The 19551-nt window shown below is 56.2% G+C and carries 19 protein-coding genes; 12 read left to right on the top strand and 7 right to left on the bottom strand.

Annotation, left to right across the window (positions count from 1 at the left end; all coding sequences use genetic code 11):
* Positions 1–165: 165 nt before the first annotated feature.
* Together mltA and tcdA are read left to right on the top strand one after the other, a co-directional pair.
* The gene (mltA, locus tag GNG27_RS18850) at positions 166–1263 is read left to right on the top strand and encodes a murein transglycosylase A (RefSeq protein WP_142486954.1); all 1098 of its coding nucleotides are present in this window, start codon (positions 166–168) and stop codon (positions 1261–1263) included.
* A gap of 70 nt (positions 1264–1333) precedes the next feature.
* Entirely contained in the window at positions 1334–2140 is an 807-nt protein-coding gene (gene tcdA, locus GNG27_RS18845; protein WP_106994438.1) for a tRNA cyclic N6-threonylcarbamoyladenosine(37) synthase TcdA, read from the top strand.
* On the opposite strand, the gene csdE is transcribed toward tcdA, so the two are convergent.
* Together csdE and csdA are read right to left on the bottom strand one after the other, a co-directional pair.
* Complete coding sequence (csdE, locus tag GNG27_RS18840) at positions 2131–2571, bottom strand: cysteine desulfurase sulfur acceptor subunit CsdE (protein WP_142486953.1); 441 nt, start codon at positions 2569–2571, stop codon at positions 2131–2133. The two genes, tcdA and csdE, sit on opposite strands and share 10 nt — an antisense overlap.
* Entirely contained in the window at positions 2568–3776 is a 1209-nt protein-coding gene (gene csdA / locus GNG27_RS18835; RefSeq protein ID WP_142486952.1) for a cysteine desulfurase CsdA, read from the bottom strand. Before csdA ends, csdE begins: the two co-directional genes overlap by 4 nt.
* A gap of 192 nt (positions 3777–3968) precedes the next feature.
* Between csdA and GNG27_RS18830 the strand changes: the two genes are divergently transcribed.
* The 4 genes from GNG27_RS18830 to rlmM all read left to right on the top strand — a co-directional run bounded on the left by GNG27_RS18830 (position 3969) and on the right by rlmM (position 6994).
* A complete protein-coding gene (locus GNG27_RS18830) occupies positions 3969–4196 on the top strand; it encodes a YgdI/YgdR family lipoprotein (protein WP_032613722.1) in 228 nt (75 codons plus the stop codon).
* Between the two features lie 349 nt (positions 4197–4545).
* Positions 4546–5460, top strand: coding sequence for a glycine cleavage system transcriptional regulator GcvA (gene gcvA, locus GNG27_RS18825; protein ID WP_039029917.1), 915 nt, complete (start codon positions 4546–4548; stop codon positions 5458–5460).
* A gap of 45 nt (positions 5461–5505) precedes the next feature.
* A complete protein-coding gene (locus tag GNG27_RS18820; RefSeq protein WP_039029918.1) occupies positions 5506–5901 on the top strand; it encodes a DUF423 domain-containing protein in 396 nt (131 codons plus the stop codon).
* Entirely contained in the window at positions 5894–6994 is a 1101-nt protein-coding gene (gene rlmM, locus GNG27_RS18815) for a 23S rRNA (cytidine(2498)-2'-O)-methyltransferase RlmM (protein ID WP_142486951.1), read from the top strand. Before GNG27_RS18820 ends, rlmM begins: the two co-directional genes overlap by 8 nt.
* A 90-nt stretch (positions 6995–7084) precedes the next feature.
* Here the strand turns inward: rlmM and xni are convergent, their stop codons facing one another.
* From xni to queF, 5 genes are all read right to left on the bottom strand, one after another.
* A complete protein-coding gene (xni, locus tag GNG27_RS18810) occupies positions 7085–7843 on the bottom strand; it encodes a flap endonuclease Xni (protein WP_142486950.1) in 759 nt (252 codons plus the stop codon).
* Between the two features lie 112 nt (positions 7844–7955).
* Complete coding sequence (locus GNG27_RS18805; protein ID WP_156264551.1) at positions 7956–9323, bottom strand: L-serine ammonia-lyase; 1368 nt, start codon at positions 9321–9323, stop codon at positions 7956–7958.
* Positions 9324–9386: 63 nt separating this feature from the next.
* Entirely contained in the window at positions 9387–10676 is a 1290-nt protein-coding gene (locus tag GNG27_RS18800) for an HAAAP family serine/threonine permease (RefSeq protein ID WP_142486948.1), read from the bottom strand.
* A gap of 541 nt (positions 10677–11217) precedes the next feature.
* Complete coding sequence (ppnN, locus tag GNG27_RS18795; protein WP_142486947.1) at positions 11218–12582, bottom strand: nucleotide 5'-monophosphate nucleosidase PpnN; 1365 nt, start codon at positions 12580–12582, stop codon at positions 11218–11220.
* Between the two features lie 116 nt (positions 12583–12698).
* Positions 12699–13541 (bottom strand): NADPH-dependent 7-cyano-7-deazaguanine reductase QueF, encoded by an 843-nt coding sequence (gene queF, locus GNG27_RS18790; protein ID WP_156264550.1) that lies wholly within the window; start codon positions 13539–13541, stop codon positions 12699–12701.
* Positions 13542–13610: 69 nt separating this feature from the next.
* Here queF and syd point away from each other — a divergent pair, with 69 nt between their 5' ends.
* The 6 genes from syd (at position 13611) to GNG27_RS18760 (ending at position 19539) form a co-directional block, all read left to right on the top strand.
* Entirely contained in the window at positions 13611–14156 is a 546-nt protein-coding gene (syd, locus tag GNG27_RS18785) for a SecY-interacting protein (RefSeq protein WP_156264549.1), read from the top strand.
* A 632-nt stretch (positions 14157–14788) separates the two neighbouring features.
* The gene (locus tag GNG27_RS18780; protein WP_142486944.1) at positions 14789–15115 is read left to right on the top strand and encodes a YqcC family protein; all 327 of its coding nucleotides are present in this window, start codon (positions 14789–14791) and stop codon (positions 15113–15115) included.
* Positions 15112–15885 carry a tRNA pseudouridine(65) synthase TruC gene (truC, locus tag GNG27_RS18775; RefSeq protein WP_156264548.1) on the top strand — a complete coding sequence of 258 codons (774 nt, stop codon included), beginning with the start codon at positions 15112–15114 and terminating at the stop codon, positions 15883–15885. The genes GNG27_RS18780 and truC overlap by 4 nt, the downstream gene beginning before the upstream one ends.
* A 24-nt stretch (positions 15886–15909) precedes the next feature.
* Complete coding sequence (locus GNG27_RS18770) at positions 15910–16359, top strand: flavodoxin (RefSeq protein ID WP_156264547.1); 450 nt, start codon at positions 15910–15912, stop codon at positions 16357–16359.
* Between the two features lie 484 nt (positions 16360–16843).
* Complete coding sequence (gene gudP, locus GNG27_RS18765; protein ID WP_142486941.1) at positions 16844–18199, top strand: galactarate/glucarate/glycerate transporter GudP; 1356 nt, start codon at positions 16844–16846, stop codon at positions 18197–18199.
* Complete coding sequence (locus GNG27_RS18760; protein WP_156264546.1) at positions 18199–19539, top strand: enolase C-terminal domain-like protein; 1341 nt, start codon at positions 18199–18201, stop codon at positions 19537–19539. Before gudP ends, GNG27_RS18760 begins: the two co-directional genes overlap by 1 nt.
* Positions 19540–19551: the final 12 nt, after the last annotated feature.

Below are 19551 nucleotides of genomic sequence, written 5' to 3'. Positions count from 1 at the left end.
CCTTTTTCGTAAAAATCACCAAATTAGGTGTTGATTGTATGCTATGCCGACAGTTCGACTGTTTTTTGCGCAAAATTTGCGTGAGGGGAGGTAATCGCATTTCAATACCCTTGCCGGTTTGTTATCTTCGATGCGCAGAATCGGGCAACTTGAAGACGGGATATAATGAAAGGACGTTGGGCGAAGTATCTGATGACGGGCGCGATGGTAGCAATCCTTGCTGCCTGCTCCTCCAAACCGACCGATCGCGGTCAGCAATATAAAGACGGGAAACTGACCCAGCCTTTCTCTTTAGTGAATCAGCCGGACGCCGTGGGCGCGCCCATCAACGGCGGTGACTTCGCAGAACAGGTGAGCCAGATCCGTACCGCATCACCGCGATTGTACGGTTCGCAGAACGCCGTGTATAACGCGGTGCAGGACTGGTTACGCGCCGGGGGCGATACCCGCACCATGCGCCAGTACGGCCTCGACGCCTGGCAGATGGAGGGCACCGATAACTACGGTAACGTCCAGTTTACCGGCTACTACACCCCGGTGGTGCAGGCGCGCCATACCGCGCAGGGGGAGTTTAAATACCCTATTTACCGCATGCCGCCAAAACGTGGCCGCCTGCCGTCCCGCGCTGAGATCTATTCCGGTGCATTGAGCGACAGCTACATTCTGGCCTACAGTAATTCGCTCATGGATAACTTCATCATGGATGTGCAGGGTAGCGGTTATATCGACTTTGGCGACGGCAGCCCGCTTAACTTCTTCAGCTATTCCGGTAAAAATGGCCATGCTTACCGCAGTATCGGTAAGGTGCTGATCGATCGCGGGGAAGTGAAACGCGAAGATATGTCGATGCAGGCGATCCGCGAGTGGGGCGAGAAGCACAGCGAATATGAAGTGCGCGAACTGCTCGAGCAGAACCCCTCATTTGTCTTCTTTAAGCCGCAAAACTTTGCCCCGGTGAAAGGCGCGAGCGCGGTACCGCTGATTGGCCGCGCCTCGGTGGCCTCTGACAAGACGGTGATCCCGCCGGGCACCACGCTGCTGGCAGAAGTGCCGACGCTGGATCACAACGGGAAATTCTCCGGTCAGTATGAATTGCGTCTGATGGTGGCGCTGGACGTGGGCGGAGCCATCAAAGGCCAGCACTTCGACATCTATCAGGGGATTGGCCCCGATGCCGGCCACCGTGCAGGCTGGTATAACCATTACGGACGCGTGTGGGTGTTGAAAAGCGCAGCAGGCGCAGGCAACGTGTTTAGCGGCTGAGTGTGGTAATATTGACGCTATGTTTTCCGGGGTGAGGGGCAACTCTCACCCTTTTTACATCTGAGGTCCTATGTCTGTGGTAATGAGCGAAGCCTGGCGCCAGCGTTTTGGTGGCACCGCGCGTTTATATGGTGAAAAAGCCCTGCAACTGTTTGCCGATGCGCACGTCTGCGTGGTCGGGATTGGTGGCGTCGGCTCATGGGCGGCGGAAGCGCTGGCACGAACCGGGATCGGCGCCATTACGCTTATTGACATGGATGATGTCTGCGTCACCAACACCAACCGGCAGATCCACGCCCTGCGCGACAGCGTCGGGCTGGCGAAATCCGAGGTGATGGCGGATCGCATTCGCCAGATAAACCCGGAATGCCGCGTCACCGTGATCGATGATTTCGTGACGGCCGATAACGTTGCCCAGTACATGGGAGCCGGCTACAGCTACGTGATTGACGCCATCGACAGCGTGCGCCCGAAAGCGGCGCTAATCGCCTGGTGTCGTCGCAATAAAGTGCCGCTGGTGACTACCGGCGGGGCGGGCGGCCAGATCGACCCGACGCAGATCCAGGTGACCGACCTGGCGAAAACCATTCAGGATCCGCTGGCGGCCAAGCTGCGCGAGCGCCTGAAAAGCGATTTTGGGGTGGTGAAAAACAGCAAAGGCAAGCTGGGGATTGACTGCGTATTCTCCACGGAAGCGCTGGTTTATCCGCAGGCGGACGGCTCAGTCTGCGCCATGAAGAGCACCGCGGAAGGGCCAAAACGGATGGACTGTGCCTCCGGATTTGGCGCGGCCACTATGGTGACCGCTACCTTTGGTTTTATCGCTGTTTCTCACGCCCTGAAAAAGATGATGGCAAAGGCGGAACGTCAGGCCTGACGCGCCGCCTCCAGCACCGCCTCACTCAGCGCAGTCAGCCCCTGGCTGCGCGAGGCGCTCAGCTGGCCGCGTAACCCCAGTGCATCAAACAGCGCCAGCGGGCTTTCGCTAAGGATCTGCGCGGCGCTTTTTCCCTCTATCGCCGTCAGCAGCACGGCCAGTAATCCGCGCACAATGCGGCCTTCGCTGTCGCCATAAAAGTGCAGCTTATCCCCGACGGGCGTCATCCCAAGCCAGACGCGGTTCTCACAGCCGGGGATCTCCTTCGCCTGCGCCTTCAGTTCATCGGACAGCGCGGGCAGCTGCTTACCCAGCAGGATTAGCTGGCGATACTTGTCTTCCCACTGGGTCAGCGGGGCGAAGGTCTGTTTCAACGTCTCTTCAGTGATGACGGTGCCGAACGGATGTCCGGCGAGAGTTGGGCTTGTCATTCATCCACCAGTAAAGCAAGGGCGCGATCGACGGCGGCAACCAGCGCGTCGACGTCGCTTTGGGTGTTATAGGGGGCAAACGAGACGCGCAGCGTGCCGTTAACGCCGAGCGCCGCCAGCAGCGGCTGGGCGCAGTGCTGCCCGGCGCGCAGAGCAATACCGTATCCCGCCAGCAGCGTTACCATGTCGCTGTGATGCACTCCGGCAAAATCGAACGCCAGCAGGCTCGAATCCTGGACGCGGAAAGAGCGAAAACCGGGACGCTTTTTTAGCGCTTCTTCGGCCAGCGTTGCCAGCCCGCGGCTCCAGCTCTCCGCCTGCTGCAGATCGACCTCCGCCAGCCACTCCAGCGCCGCGCTCAGGCCAATCACCCCGGCGACGTTGGGCGTCCCGGCTTCCAGGCGATACGGCACCGCCTGAGTTTTGAAGCCGTCGAAGCTCACCTCGGTGATCATCTTGCCGCCGCCGAGCCACGGGGTCATCTGCTCCAGCAGCTCCGCTTTACCATACAGCGCGCCAATCCCGGTCGGCCCGTACAGCTTATGTCCGGAGAAGGCATAGAAGTCGATATCCAGCTGCTGCACGTCCGCCGGGAAATGCACCACTCCCTGTGCGCCATCGACTACCACCACCATGCCGCTGGCATGGGCGAGCTGAATGGCGCGGGCCAGGTCCGGGCAGCCGCCGGTAACGTTTGACATCTGCCCCAGCGCGAGGATACGGCTGCGCGGAGTGATAAATTCGGGCAAGCGGGCGACATCTGCTAATAAATCGGCCCCCAGGGGGAGCTTCACTACCCGCGCGCCGGTCTGCTCGGCCACCATCAGCCACGGCACCAGATTGGCGTGATGTTCCGCCTCGCTGACGATGATTTCGTCGCCTGGCTGGAGGCGTGGACGGGCATAACATTGCGCCACCATATTGATGGCCTCGGTGGTGCCCCGCGTCCAGACAATGTTTTTACCGCTTTCGGCATTAAGCAACTGCGCGACCTGATCGCGGGCTGCTTCATAGCGCGCGGTTAAGCGTTGCGCCTCGGCAAACTGGCTGCGATGCACATTGCCTGCGCTCAGGCTGTAAAACTGATTCGTGGCCTCGATCACCGCCTGAGGCTTGAGGGCTGTCGCGGCGCTATCAAGATAGACGCCGGCATCGGCCAGCGCCGGGAACTGTGCACGAAAATGGGCAGGGCTGAATGCGTTCATGGAATTCCTCTTCATCGTGAATAGATCGTCGCGCAAATTCAGCGGCAGGGCAAGGAGGTTGATCTCTATCGGAATTGTCTGTTTATCCTGGCGTAACAGACGAAGCAGGTTATGCTGAAATAGTGTCAGGAGAATGTTTTAGCCTGTTATGAAACACGCTTTTAATAGCATTAATTGCTAAAGGAGAAGAAGATGAAAAAGACTATCGCAATTGCCTCTGCCTGTATGCTGACTTTTGCCCTGAGCGCCTGTTCCGGTAATAACTATGTGATGCACACCAACGATGGCCGCTCTATCGTCTCTGAAGGTAAGCCGCAAACCGATAATGATACCGGCATGATCTCGTATAAGGATGCGAACGGGAATAAACAGCAGATCAACCGCAGCGACGTGAAAGAGATGGTTGAGCTGGACCACTAACGGAATTGCAGACAAAAAAAAGCACCGCAATTGGGCGGTGCTACATTAATCACTATGGACAGACAGGGTAAATGTACAGGAAGTGAAAAATTGGTAGCGTCGCTACCGAGGTCTGAATCGCAGACCAATTGCAAACACAACAACACAACATCACAACCGTAAGCCAAAAGCCCTTCAGAACACGCATTCCAAAAAAAGCTTTTCGTTCCGGCTCAGGAAGTGCCGCCACTATAGGTATTTGCTGGTAGTTCCTCAACGGACAATTTATAATGGCTCAGATAAAAAAAACTAATAGGTTAAACGTTGTTTCCTGTTTGTTAAAAGCCGTTAACATCTAAGCCAGATAACCATGTCCAAGCGATTACCACCTCTTAATGCATTACGTGTATTTGATGCTGCCGCCCGCCATTTAAGCTTCACGCGCGCGGCCGATGAGCTTTTTGTGACTCAGGCCGCAGTAAGTCATCAAATCAAGTCCCTTGAGGATTTTCTGGGCCTCAAGCTGTTCCGCCGCCGCAATCGTTCCCTGCTTCTGACGGAAGAGGGGCAGAGCTATTTTCAGGATATTAAAGAGATATTTTCCCAGCTGACGGAAGCGACGCGTAAGTTACAGGCGCGCAGTGCCAAAGGGGCGCTGACGGTCAGTTTATTGCCCAGTTTTGCCATTCAGTGGCTGGTGCCGAGGCTCTCAAGCTTTAACTCAGCTTATCCGGGAATTGACGTCCGAATCCAGGCCGTCGACCGTCAGGAGGACAAGCTGGCCGACGACGTTGACGTAGCGATTTTCTATGGTCGCGGCAACTGGCCAGGGCTGCGTGTCGAAAAATTGTACGCGGAGTATTTGCTGCCGGTCTGCTCGCCACTACTCTTAACGGGCGAAAAAGCGTTAAAGGCACCGGAAAATCTGGCGCAGCATACGCTTTTACATGATGCTTCTCGCCGCGACTGGCAAACTTATACCCGCCAGCTTGGTCTTAACCATATAAACGTGCAGCAGGGCCCCATCTTCAGCCACAGTGCGATGGTGTTACAGGCTGCCATTCACGGACAGGGCGTGGCGTTGGCTAACAACGTTATGGCGCAGTCCGAAATTGAGGCCGGCCGCCTGGTCTGCCCCTTTAATGATGTTCTGGTCAGTAAGAACGCTTTTTATCTGGTTTGTCATGACAGTCAGGCAGAACTGGGTAAAATAGCCGCGTTTCGCCAGTGGATCCTGGCAAAGGCGGCCAACGAGCAAGAAAAATTCCGCTTTCGGTACGAGTAACACTTTCTTTTGCGCGCAGGACGCGCATAACTTCAGGACAGAAACATGACCAGCCGTTTTATGCTGATTTTTGCCGCGGTGAGTGGCTTTATTTTTGTTGCGCTGGGCGCCTTTGGCGCACATGTCTTACGCAAATCATTGGGTGTGGTGGAGATGGGCTGGATCCACACCGGTCTGGAATATCAGGCGTTCCATACCCTGGCGATCTTCGGATTAGCCGTGGCGATGCAGCGCCGGATCAGTATCTGGTTTTACTGGAGCAGCGTATTTATGGCGCTGGGCACCGTGCTCTTCAGCGGTAGCCTGTACTGCCTTGCGCTGTCGCATTTACGCCTGTGGGCGTTTGTTACCCCGGTCGGCGGCGTCAGCTTCCTGGTCGGGTGGGTATTAATGTTAATCGGTTCGTTCCGTCTGAAACGCAAGGGCGTTGTTCATGAATAAAGTTGTCTTATATTGTCGCCCGGGCTTTGAAAAAGAGTGTGCTGCGGAGATCACTGATAAAGCCGCGAAGCGCGAAGTGTTTGGTTTTGCCCGCGTGAAAGAGAACGCGGGCTATGTTGTTTTCGAATGCTATCAGGCAGATGACGCGGAAAAACTGGTGCGCGATCTGCCGTTTAGCTCGCTGATTTTTGCCCGTCAGATGTTTGTCGCGGGTGAACTTCTGAAAGATCTTCCGCCTGAAGATCGCATTACGCCGATTGTTGGCATGCTGCAGGGCGTGGTGGAGAAGGGTGGCGAGCTGCGCGTTGAAGTTGCCGACACCAACGAAAGCAAAGAGCTGATGAAGTTCTGTCGCAAATTCACCGTGCCGCTGCGCGCGGCACTGCGTGAGGCGGGTGTGTTGACCAACTACGAGACACCAAAACGTCCCGTGGTGCATATCTTCTTTATCGCCCCGGGCTGCTGCTATACCGGTTATTCATACACGACCAATAACTCGCCGTTCTTTATGGGCATCCCACGTCTGAAGTTCCCGTCTGATGCCCCAAGCCGTTCAACGCTAAAACTTGAAGAGGCGTTTCACGTCTTTATTCCCGCTGATGAGTGGGACGAACGCCTGGCAAACGGTATGTATGCGGTCGATCTCGGCGCCTGTCCGGGCGGCTGGACCTATCAGCTGGTGAAACGCAACATGTGGGTTTCCTCCGTCGACAACGGCCCGATGGCACAAAGCCTGATGGATACCGGACAGGTGACCTGGCTGCGTGAAGATGGTTTCCGCTACCGCCCAACCCGCAACAACATCTCCTGGATGGTGTGCGATATGGTAGAGAAACCAGCGAAAGTGGCGGCCCTGATGGCCTCCTGGCTGGTCAACGGCTGGTGTCGTGAGACCATTTTTAACCTCAAGCTGCCAATGAAAAAGCGCTATGAGGAGGTCTCGCAGAACCTGGCCTACATTCAGGAGCAGATGGATGAGCACGGTATTAACGTGGTGATTCAGGCGCGCCAGCTGTACCACGATCGCGAAGAAGTCACCGTGCATATCCGCCGCTGGTGGGCTGCTGTCGGTGGGCGTCGCGACGAGAGATAACCTTTGTAACGCCCGGTGGCGCTACGCTTACCGGGCCTACAACAACCTTCGTCCGTAGGCCCGGTAAGCATCGCGCCACCGGGCATGAACTCACACTCGATCTAATCGTAGCTGCTGCAGATTCCCGTCTAACTGTAAATCGATCTGCAACCGCGCCACGTCCCGGCAGATAAACGCCATCTCTTTGTGCGCTTCCAGTTTTTTGCGCCACTTCTCCGGCACCGCATCCAGACGGGCGTAAATCCCTTCCAGATCCTGAAAATCGGTCAGCAGTTGGGCCGCGCTTTTCGGGCCAATCCCGGCAACGCCTGGTACTTTAGAGCTGCTGATCCCCGCCAGCCCCCAGTAATCCGGCAACTGCTGCGGCGAGACGCCAAACTCACTGGCGATAAAGGGGGCGTCGAGCCAGCGTTTCTGGAAATAGTCGCGGATGCGAATGTTGGGAGAAAGCAGCTGGCAGTAGCCCTTGTCGGTCGAGACAATGGTGGCCTGATGCCCGGCGCTGGCAACTTTTACCGCCAGCGTGGCGGCCAGATCGTCGGCTTCGTTGCCCTGGGCCCCCCAGCAGGGAACCCCGCGCTGTTCAAAAGCGGCGCGAATGGCGGGCATTTCGGCGTGCAGATCGTCCGGCATGGGCGCGCGCCCGGCTTTGTAATCCGGCAGGCGCTGATGTCGCCAGCTGCTGTTACGGGCTTCATCGTCAAACACGGCGACCACGTGACTGGGCTGGCTGTGGCGAATAAGCTGCTCCAGCGCATGCAGGCAGGTATCCTTGCAGGGCGTGCCCTGAACCGCGTGGATGCGCCGGATAAGGTTCAGCGCGTCGACAATAAGCAAATGAACGGCCACAGATTTTCTCCCTTCTGTTCAGTCAAATAAGGGTAACACTGTCGGCGGGGGGAAACTACGTGTGGCGGGGCGTTCGGGAAGGAGCCTCGCAAAACAAGGCTCTTTTTTGCACTTAGTCGCAGGCGACAATCTTCATCGCCAGACCGCCGCGGGAGGTTTCACGGTATTTGGCGTTCATGTCTTTCCCGGTCTCATACATGGTTTCGATCACTTTATCGAGGCAGACGCGCGGCTCGCTGGTACGGCGCAGCGCCATACGCGCGGCGTTGACCGCCTTGACGGAGGCAATGGCGTTACGCTCGATGCAGGGCACCTGTACCTGACCGGCTACCGGATCGCAGGTCAGACCGAGGTTATGCTCCATCCCGATCTCCGCCGCAATGCAGACCTGCGTCGGGCTACCGCCCAGCAGCTCCGCCAGACCCGCCGCCGCCATGGAGCAGGCTACGCCTACTTCGCCCTGGCAGCCCACTTCCGCGCCGGAGATGGAGGCGTTCATCTTGTACAGCGAGCCAATGGCGCTGGTGACCAGCAGATAGCGGGCCAGCGAGTTAGCATTCACTTCGCGAATAAATTTGTCGTAATAGGCCAGCACTGCCGGAACGATGCCGCAGGCACCGTTGGTTGGTGCGGTAACCACGCGGCCACCCGCGGCGTTCTCTTCGTTTACTGCCAGCGCGAACATGTTGATCCAGTCCACCACCGCCATCGGGTCGCTGGTGGTTTTGTCGCTGCTGACCAGCATGCGGCGCAGGGCGGCAGCACGGCGCGGTACGCGCAGTTTGCCCGGCAGAACGCCCTCGGTGGTGATCCCGCGTTCAATACCGCCGCGCATCACCTCCCAGACGTTAGCAAAGTGCTGTTCCAGCTCCGCTTTGCTATGCAATGCCAGCTCGTTTTGCATCATCAGGCCAGAGAGTGACAGACCGCTCTCCTGGCAATGGCGCTGGAGATCGGCCGCCGATTTATACGGATAAGGGACCGCAACAGGTGCGCTGTCGCTCTGCCCAAAGTGGTCTTCGTCGACGATAAAACCGCCGCCGATGGAGTAATAAGTTTGGCTGTAAATCATCTTGTCGCCTGCCAGCGCGGTGATCCGCATGCCGTTTTCGTGCAGCGACAGGTTGTCGGCATGGAAATTCATGCAGCGATCAACCGGGAATTCAACTTCATGTTCACCCTTCGCCAGCAGCAAGCGGCTGTGGGTGTTAACGTCCTGGATAAAGCCCGGGATGGCATCAATATCGACGCTATCCGGCAGGTTGCCCGCCAGGCCCATAATAATGGCGATATCGGTATGGTGACCTTTGCCGGTCAGCGACAGGGAGCCGTAAACATCCACCACCACGCGGGTTGTGTCGTGCAGCATTCCGCGTGCAATAAGATCGTCCGTGAACTGTTTACCGGCTTTCATCGGCCCGACGGTGTGCGAGCTGGATGGACCAATACCAATTTTGAAAATATCGAAAACGCTAATCATGATGCGTCCGTTGCTTTACGTCTTGGGAGAAGAGTGCGCCGTCCGAAGACGGCGCGGGAGGAATTAAGCGAACAGCGAGAAGAAGATAGCGGATATAGCAATCAGACCCATAATCACAACGAAGACGTTGCTGATCTGGCCGCTGTATTTACGCATCGCTGGCACTTTCTGAATCGCGTACATCGGCATCAGGAACAGGATCATCGCGATAACCGGGCCGCCCAGGGTTTCGATCATCCCGAGGATGCTCGGGTTCAGGGTGGCAACCGCCCAGGTGGTCAGCAGCATGAACAGAGCAGTGATCTTGTTCAGCTTGTTGATTTCAATGCTCTTGCCTTTACCGCGCAGAGATTTAATCACCATGCCGTTAAAGCCTTCACGTGCGCCCAGGTAGTGGCCGAGGAAGGATTTGGTAATCGCGATAATGGCGATGATTGGCGCCATCCAGGCAATGACCGGTGCGTTAAAGTGGTTCGCCAGGTAAGACAGGATAGAGATGTTCTGCTCTTTCGCTGCCGCCAGATCCGCCGGAGCAAGGCTCAGTACGCAGCTGAAGACGAAGAACATCACGGTCAGCACCATCATCACGTGAGCGCGAGCCAGGATGCTGGAACACTTCTTCTCGGCACCCTGACCGTACTCTTCACGCTTCGCAACCGCGAAGGAGGAGATGATCGGGGAGTGGTTGAAGGAGAAGACCATTACCGGGATTGCCAGCCACAGGGTCATCCACAGGCCGTTGCCGGTCGCAGATGCGCTGCTCAGGGAGAGGGTTTCCAGCGCCGCGCCGTTCCACTGTGGGATCAGGTAGCAGGCCAGCACCATCAGAGCGATAACGAACGGGAACACCAGCACGCTCATCGCCTTCACAATCATCTGCTCACCGAAGCGTACGATGGTCATCATGCCGACAATCAGGATCAGCGACAGAATGGCGCGCGGCGGCGGGGTCATGCCCAGCTGGTGGGTCATGAAGCTGTCAACGGTGTTGGTGATCGCCACGCTATAAACCAGCAGGATTGGATAGATAGCAAAGAAGTAGAGCAGGGTAATCAGTTTACCGGCGCCAACACCGAAATGTTCTTCAACGACTTCGGTGATGTCTTCGCCCGGGTTTTTACCAGAAAGCACAAAACGGGTCAGGCCGCGGTGTGCAAAGTAGGTCATCGGGAAGGCAATGATCGCCATGATGATCAGCGGAATTAAGCCGCCCACACCTGCGTTAATAGGAAGGAAAAGAACACCAGCGCCGATTGCTGTGCCGTACAGGCCGAGCATCCACATGGTATCTGTTTTACGCCATCCGCTTCGGGTTTCAATCGAAGCAACGGTGCTGGTTTGAGTGGTTTCCATTGTGTCTCCAGGAAGTAGCTAATGTCAGGTTTCTGGTCAAATTCGATGCAAAAAGGGCTAATCGTAATATGAAATTCGCTCAGCGACGGTTTTTATATAATTTTTCTCCGTAACTATTGGCGGGCGGAAAGATACATTTTAGTAATGGATCTATCAGTGATCCCGATCTCAAATGCGATAATCCACTTATGATGTGGGTATCTTTAGACCATTTGTCTGCTAAGAAAACGTCAGGACGAATTTCTGGGCGCGAAGGCTACCATTAACGATATGTGGCGAGATAGATCCGCCTGAAAGATAGGAGGCATACGCTGTAAAAGCGTCGGTTTATAGGATTTTTTCATGCTTTATGGCATTTGTGGCTAATAAATCACGCTCCGGGAAACAACGTAATCGTTTGCGTGGCGTTATAAAATAGCAAAAAGATAAGTAATAGTGATGTTGCAAACCAGACCATGTGGCTGAAGGTAATAAAAAAGCCGGGAGGCGAAGGGCCATTCCCGGCGGGGGAGAGAGCCCGGCATGCGAGCCGGGCGGGTCGTTACGCAGAAATCTCGTAACAGGGGATATAGGCAGAGCCGGGAAGCTTCATACGGTGCTGAGCGACAAAGCCCTGCAGCAGATCGTCCATGCGGCGCATCATTTCGCGATCGCCATGGATTTTATACGGGCCAAACTCTTCAATGGCCTGGATGCCTACCTCTTTCACATTACCGGCGACGATGCCCGAGAAGGCGCGACGCAGATCGGCGGCCAGCACTTCAACTGGCTGATCGGGATAGAGTTTCAGGTTGGCCATGTTTTCGTGCGACGGCTCAAACGGGATCTGTAGATCCGGTGAAATGCGGATCGACCAGTTAAAGCTGTAGGCATCCCCGGTATCGCGGCGGTTCTCTTTCACCAGCGGCATGGCCTTTTTCATCAGGCGCGCCACTTCCGCGGCATCGTCGATGATGATGCGATAGTGACGGCGTGCCGTCTCGCCCAGGGTATGCACGATGAATTCATCCAGCACGCGGAAGTAGTCTGCGCTCTCTTTCGGCCCGGTCAGGATCAGCGGCAGGACCTGATCCTGGTTGGCCGGATGCATCAGAATACCCAGCAGATAGAGCAGCTCTTCTGCCGTACCCACCCCGCCCGGGAAGATGATGATCCCGTGTGCGATACGCACAAACGCCTCCAGACGTTTCTCAATGTCCGGCATGATGATCAGTTCGTTGACCAGCGGATTCGGCGGCTCAGCGGCAATGATTGACGGCTCAGTCATGCCGATGAAACGGCCCTCTTTATAGCGCTGCTGGGCATGACCCACCGCCGCACCCTTCATCGGCGCTTCCATCGCGCCCGGACCACAGCCGGTGCAGATGTTCAGCTCGCGCAGCCCCAGCTGGGTGCCCACGCGACGGGCGTAGAGGTATTCGGTTTCGTTAATGGAGTGACCGCCCCAGCACACCACCATGCTTGGGGCTTCGCCCACGTGCAGGGCGCGGGCGTTGCGCAGAATAGAGAACACCAGGTTGGTGATATGGGCCGAGCTTTCCAGGTTCAGATGCTGAAAACGACCGGCGTTACTGATCTGGCCATTCACAAACAGGATATCGCGCAGTACGGCAAACAGGTTGGCCTGCAACGCGCGAATAATGCGCCCGTCAACAAAGGCATCTTCCGGTGGGTTAATCAGCTCCAGCTTCACGCCACGTTCGCGGCGCAGAACGTTAATATCAAAGCTTTCAAAGCGGGACAGCAGCTCTTTGCTGTTGTCGGTGAGGCTACCGGAGTTCAGAACGGCAAGTGAACAGTTGCGAAACAATTGATAAAGATCGCTGCTGGCCGTGCTCTTGAGCATGTCCACTTCCAGCTGCGACAACATATCCATTGAGCCAAGCGGGCTTATATGTGTAATCAAGTGAGCTCCTTACGGGACGTTTATCGTCTTTCCCTGCTGATTACAATAGCCCTGGCTTATGACCTTTCACAACCCAAAGCGCGGAACGGACCGCGCATATTGTGAATTTATTTATCTTACTGACGGACTAAACGACCGATCGCCGGAACAAAATCGCCGTTGCTGCGCCACGGATTGATATCCAGTCCGCCACGGCGGGTATAGCGGGCGTAAACGCTCAGCGTCTCTGGCTGGCAGAAATGCAGAATGTCGTTAAAGATGCGCTCCACGCACTGCTCGTGGAACTCATTGTGGTTACGGAAGGAGACCAGGTAGCGTAGCAGCTTCTCGCGATCGATTTTCGCGCCGCGATACTGGATCTGTACCGAACCCCAGTCAGGCTGATGGGTGATAAGGCAGTTGGATTTCAGCAGGTGGCTGACCAGCGTCTCTTCTACCAGGTTGCCGCTGGCGGCGTTTTCCAGCCAGGCGGTATCAAACTGGTAGTTGTCGATTTCGATCTCCTGATCGTCAATGCAGGTGCCGTGGAAGTGGGCGATCGGCTGGCCTTCCAGCTCGTCAATGCGGTAGAGGGCAACGGTTACTTTCCCCTGCGCGCAGGCGCTCAGGTCGCGTTCCAGCGTGCGCTGCACCGCTTCCCAGCTCTCAAAGCGCGTCTGGTTGAAGCTGTTGAGGTAGAGCTTGAAGCTTTTAGACTCCACCAGATTGACGCTGGTGTAATCCAGCTCAACGTGGCCCACCGCCACCTGCGGTAAGCCGCGGGCGTTAAGCCAGGAGAGCTCATACAGCGTCCAGATATCGCCACCGTGAAAGGGCAGGCTATCGGCTTTCAGCCCCAGCGGATCGCGGTTAAGACTGCGCGGTACCCCCTGTAACAGGCTGGCGTCGTAGGTGTCGCGATAGGCGGTGGTTTTGCCCAGGGTTAAGCCCGATAAGGCATCATGATTTTCGTAAGACATGTTTCGTTGTCACTTTAAAGGTAAACTATGCAGCTGAGTGTATCCTGGCTTATATGAAGAGAGAAACCGGTGGATAAAGAGACTGCTGCTGCCTTAACCGCGTTTACGGCGCGTTACTGTGACGCCTGGCATGAACAGAAAGGGACATGGCCGCAAAGCGAGGCGCTGTATGGCGTCCCTTCGCCCTGTATTATCACCTCTTCCGGGGATACCGTGATCTGGCAGCCCCAGCCGTTTACCGCAGAGCAGAATGTAAAGGCGATTGAACGCGCAATGGACATTGTGGTACAACCTGCGGTCCACGCGTTCTATACCACACAGTTTGCCGGGGATATGTGCGCTCGCTTTGATAACGAGATGCTGACTCTGCTGCAAACCTGGAGTGAAGAGGATTTGCTGCGCGTGCAGGAGAACCTGATTGGGCATCTTGTGACCCAGAAGCGCCTGAAGCTATCGCCAACGCTCTTTATCGCCACCCTCGACAGCGAAATGGATATCCTCTCTGTCTGCAACCTCACGGGGAACGTGGTAAAAGAGACGCTGGGCACGCAGAAACGCCAGTTCCTCTCTGCTTCCCTTACGGATTTCCTCAAGCAACTGCATCCCGTCGTGTAATCCTGAATACTACTGCGCGTGTGAGAGATCTCTTACAAAGCTTGTAAGAGATCACCGTAATAACCGATACGCGCAACATATTATGCTGTCAGATAACTCATTAATTATCAGCTTGTTGAGTAAGAATCTGGCAGTAATAAGATGTAACATCTGTTTGATTTAGCTTACGGAGTGCCTTGTAAGACGAAGCGGAATAGGGGATTCTATGTCCGTCGACAGGAAGCCGACACGAGAAACGAACATCAGGATGATGGCGTTTCTTAACGTAGGACACATCAGGAAGGCGTTACAGGGAAGGCTTCAGGACGAAGCAAAAGGATAACGCAGGATGCGTGAAGGACACCTCCAGGACGGAGAATGAGAGCCGGTAAGGATGTCCGGTGGGTCAGGAAGGCCAGGACGTTTCAGGATGAAACCGTCACATCAGGATGATGTGCGCAGGATGCAGTGGTCGAGGGAAGACCAGACCTTCGGGTCAGAGGAAAAGTTGTCACGGATGAGCAGGGAGCACTAAAAGTAGCTGGATTGCTGCGAAACGAACCGGGAGCACTGTTTTTACAGTGCTCCCTTTTTTTATTTCTGCGTGGTCTTTGCTATGCTGCCCGCCGTTCAGATTTTCAGTTGAGGTTTTCATGACGCATCACGACCATGTGCGCGCGCAGCTGCACGCCATCGAAGCTTTAATGCGCGATCATCAACTGTGGCAGGAGGCGGCGCCGCAGCCTGACGCGTTTGAGAGCACGCAACCTTTCTGTATGGACACCCTGGAGCCGTTTGAGTGGCTGCAATGGGTGCTTATTCCCCGCATGCATGCCCTGATTGAGGGTGGACATCCGCTGCCGCAAAACTTTGCCGTCGCGCCTTATTATGAAATGGCGCTGGACGCTGCCCATCCGTCACGCGACGCGGTGCTGGCGGCATTACTGGCGCTGGACACGCTCTTTGGCGACGAAGCATGATTGAGATCCTTTATCAGGATGAGTGGCTGGTTGCGGTCAATAAACCTTCCGGCTGGCTGGTGCACCGGAGCTGGCTCGATCGCGATGAAAAAGTGGTGGTGATGCAGACGGTGCGCGATCAGATTGGTCAGCATGTCTTTACCGCCCACCGTCTCGACAGACCGACCTCAGGCGTGCTGCTAATGGGGCTCTCCAGCGAGGCCGGACGACGCCTGTCGCAGCAGTTCGAGCAGCATCAGATCCAGAAACGCTACCATGCGATTGTCCGGGGCTGGCTGACCGAGGCCGCGACGCTCGATTATCCGCTGGTCGAAGAGCTGGATAAAATCGCCGATAAATATGCCCGCGAAGATAAAGGCCCACAGCCCGCGGTGACGGACTATCGTGGTCTGGCGACCACCGAACTGCCTGTCGCCATCAGCAAGTTCCCGACCACGCGCTACAGCCTGGTCGAACTGGAGCCAAAAACCGGGCGGAAGCACCAGCTTCGACGTCACCTTTCCCATCTGCGCCATCCGATTATCGGCGACAGCAAGCACGGCGATCTGCGGCAGAACCGCAGCGCGGCGGAGCATTTTGGCTGCAACCGTCTGATGTTGCACGCCAGCCAGCTGAACCTGGTGCATCCGTTTACCGGCGAGCCGCTGACGATCCGGGCCGGGCTTGATCCGGTTTGGATGCAGGCGCTGTCACACTTTGGCTGGTGCGGGCAACTCCCCGAAAATGAAAGGGTTGAGTTTGATCCCGCCAACGTTCAGGATGAACGTTAATTGCATTCATTGAGGGAGTAAACCATGGCTGTAGTCGGAATTTTTGTCGGCACGATGTATGGCAATTCGCTGCTGGTGGCCGAAGAGGCCGAAGCTATTCTTGCGGGAATGGGCCATAAAGCCACGGTCTATGAAGATCCCGAACTTGCCGACTGGGAAAAATACCAGGGCCAGTATACGCTGGTGGTCACCTCGACAACCGGGCAGGGCGATCTGCCGGACAGTATCGTACCGCTGTTCCAGGGCATCAAAGACAAGCTGGGTTATCAACCGGAGATGCGCTACGGCATCATCGCGCTGGGTGACAGCACGTATGCGAACTTCTGTGGTGGCGGCAAGCAGTTCGACGCCCTGTTACAGGAGCAAAGTGCTCAGCGCGTGGGGGAAATGCTGATGATCGATGCCTCTGAACATCCTGAGCCCGAAAGCGAAGCCAACCCCTGGGTTGAACAGTGGGGTACATTGTTAAAATAAGTTCCTGCCCTCCCTGCTGCGGAGGGCCAGAACCCGTTGCCAGTTAACAAAGCGACCTTACAGCCAGTGTAAGGGCACTGAATCGAGTAAGCATTGGGCAATCGCCCGTAATTCCGTACATTAATAGCGGGTATTGGCAGGCATTTTCACTGCGTCAAGCGACCTGTTTCACACTCCCACGATTCCCTCTCTCTGGCCTCCCGCTTATGGGCAGGCAGTTTTCATTTCCGTGAAGTCTCTTCCATTGAGTTGTGCTTTTGCCACAAACAACCGCACAGGAGCGTGCCAATGTTGGGTTGTTGCACGGTGAGAGGGGTCTTGATCCTTTCTTATACTTTTTCCGCCAGTTAATAAAAATGCAGTCAGTAAGGCAAAAGACCTCAACGTTCAAAACTGCAAAAACACATACACGTCATTCTGATTACCCTACGGTTGTGCTGTTCAGAATGAACGTAGCGAAACGCTATGATTCAGGAGTGCAAGAATGAGTACATTAAGCCAGGCGGCGAGCAGCGCTGAAAAGCGCACCAATGCTCGCTATTGGATAGTGGTGATGCTGTTTATCGTCACATCCTTTAACTATGGCGACCGCGCCACGCTGTCGATTGCCGGTTCCGAAATGGCAAAAGATATCGGTCTGGATCCGGTCGGTATGGGGTATGTTTTCTCGGCATTTTCATGGGCCTATGTTATCGGCCAAATCCCTGGCGGTTGGTTGCTCGATCGCTTCGGTTCAAAACGCGTCTACTTCTGGTCCATCTTTATCTGGTCCATGTTTACCCTGTTACAGGGCTTCGTCGATATCTTTAACGGCTTTGGCATCATTGTCGCGCTCTTTACCCTGCGCTTCCTGGTCGGGCTGGCAGAGGCGCCTTCCTTCCCGGGCAATAGCCGCATAGTGGCAGCCTGGTTCCCGGCGCAGGAGAGGGGAACGGCGGTGTCCATTTTTAACTCCGCGCAATACTTCGCGACCGTCATCTTCGCCCCAATCATGGGCTGGCTGACCCACGAAGTGGGCTGGTCACACGTGTTCTTCTTTATGGGCGGGCTGGGTATCGTAATTAGCTTTGTCTGGCTGAAAGTGATCCATGAGCCGAACCAGCATCCGGGCGTAAACCAGAAAGAGCTGGATTACATCGCCGCAGGCGGCGCGCTGATCAACATGGATCAGGCCAAAAGCAAAGAGAAAGTACCGTTCAGCCACAAGTGGGGCCAGATTAAACAACTGGTTGGCTCCCGTATGATGGTGGGGATCTACCTCGGTCAGTACTGCATCAACGCCTTAACCTACTTCTTTATCACCTGGTTCCCGGTCTATCTGGTGCAGGCGCGCGGCATGTCGATTCTGAAAGCCGGGTTTGTGGCCTCTGTTCCGGCGATCTGCGGCTTTGTCGGCGGCGTGTTAGGTGGGGTGATTTCCGACTGGCTGATGCGTCGTACCGGCTCTCTGAATATTGCCCGTAAAACGCCGATCGTGCTGGGTATGCTGCTCTCTATGTCGATGGTGGTGTGTAACTACGTTGATGCCGAATGGATGATTATCGGCTTTATGGCGATGGCCTTCTTCGGTAAAGGGATCGGAGCGCTGGGCTGGGCGGTGATGGCGGATACAGCGCCGAAAGAGATCAGCGGCCTGAGCGGCGGTCTGTTCAACATGTTCGGCAACATCTCCGGGATCGTCACTCCGATTGCCATTGGTTATATCGTCGGCACCACCGGGTCGTTCAACGGAGCGCTGATCTACGTAGGTGTCCACGCCCTGGTGGCGGTACTGAGCTACCTGGTGCTGGTGGGTGATATCAAACGTATCGAACTGAAACCTGTCGCGGAGCGTTCATAATGAGTATGCAATCAAGCCCTGTTGTAACCGAAATGAAGGTTATCCCGGTTGCCGGTCAGGACAGCATGCTGCTGAACATCGGCGGCGCGCATAACGCCTGGTTTACCCGCAATATCGTGGTGCTGACCGATAACGCCGGGAATACCGGCGTCGGGGAAGCCCCCGGCGGCGAGGTGATCTACCAGACCCTGGTGGATGCCATCCCGCAGGTGGTGGGTCAGGAGGTGGCGCGGCTGAATAAAGTGGTCCAGCGCGTGCACAAGGGCAACCAGTCTGCCGATTTCGATACCTTTGGCAAAGGTGCCTGGACATTTGAACTGCGGGTGAATGCCGTGGCGGCGCTGGAAGCGGCGCTGCTGGATCTGCTCGGCAAAGCGTTGAACGTGCCGGTGTGCGAACTGCTCGGCCCGGGCAAACAGCGCGATGCGGTCACCGTGCTGGGCTATCTCTTCTACCTGGGCGATCGCACCAAAACCGATCTGCCCTATCTGGAACGTTCGCCGGGTAGCCACGACTGGTATCACCTGCGCCATCAGGGGGCGCTCTCCAGCGAGGCGGTGGTGCGTCTGGCGGAAGCGGCCCAGGATCGCTACGGCTTTAAAGATTTCAAACTGAAAGGCGGCGTGCTGCCGGGCGAGCAGGAGATCGAGAGCGCCCGTGCTCTGAAAAAACGCTTCCCGGATGCGCGTATTACCGTCGACCCCAACGGCGCCTGGCTGCTGGATGAGGCCATCGCGTTGTGCAAAGGCCTGGGCGATGTCCTGACCTACGCCGAAGATCCGTGCGGCGCCGAGCAGGGCTTCTCCGGCCGTGAGGTGATGGCGGAGTTTCGCCGCGCCACCGGCCTGCCGGTCGCCACCAATATGATCGCCACCAACTGGCGCGAAATGGGCCATGCGGTGATGCTGAACTCGGTGGATATCCCGCTGGCGGATCCGCACTTCTGGACCCTCTCCGGCGCGGTTCGTGTGGCTCAGCTGTGCGACGACTGGGGCTTAACCTGGGGTTGCCACTCTAATAACCACTTCGATATCTCGCTGGCGATGTTTACCCATGTCGGCGCCGCCGCACCTGGCACGCCAACGGCTATCGACACCCACTGGATCTGGCAGGAAGGCGAAGCGCGCCTGACCAAAAATCCACTGGAAATTAAACACGGCAAGATTGCCGTACCGGATGCACCGGGGCTTGGCGTGGAGCTTGACTGGGATCAGATCCACAAAGCCCACGAAGCCTATAAGAAACTGCCCGGCGGCGCGCGTAATGACGCAGGCCCGATGCAGTACCTTATCCCCGGCTGGACATTTGACCGTAAACGCCCGGCGTTTGGTCGCCACTGATTAAAGGATTGA

Source organism: Leclercia sp. 119287 (assembly GCF_009734485.1).
GTDB classification, from domain to species: Bacteria; Pseudomonadota; Gammaproteobacteria; order Enterobacterales; family Enterobacteriaceae; genus Enterobacter; species Enterobacter adecarboxylatus_C.
Note: the sequence above shows the minus strand (reverse complement) of the source record. Positions and strands in the feature narration are given on the sequence as shown.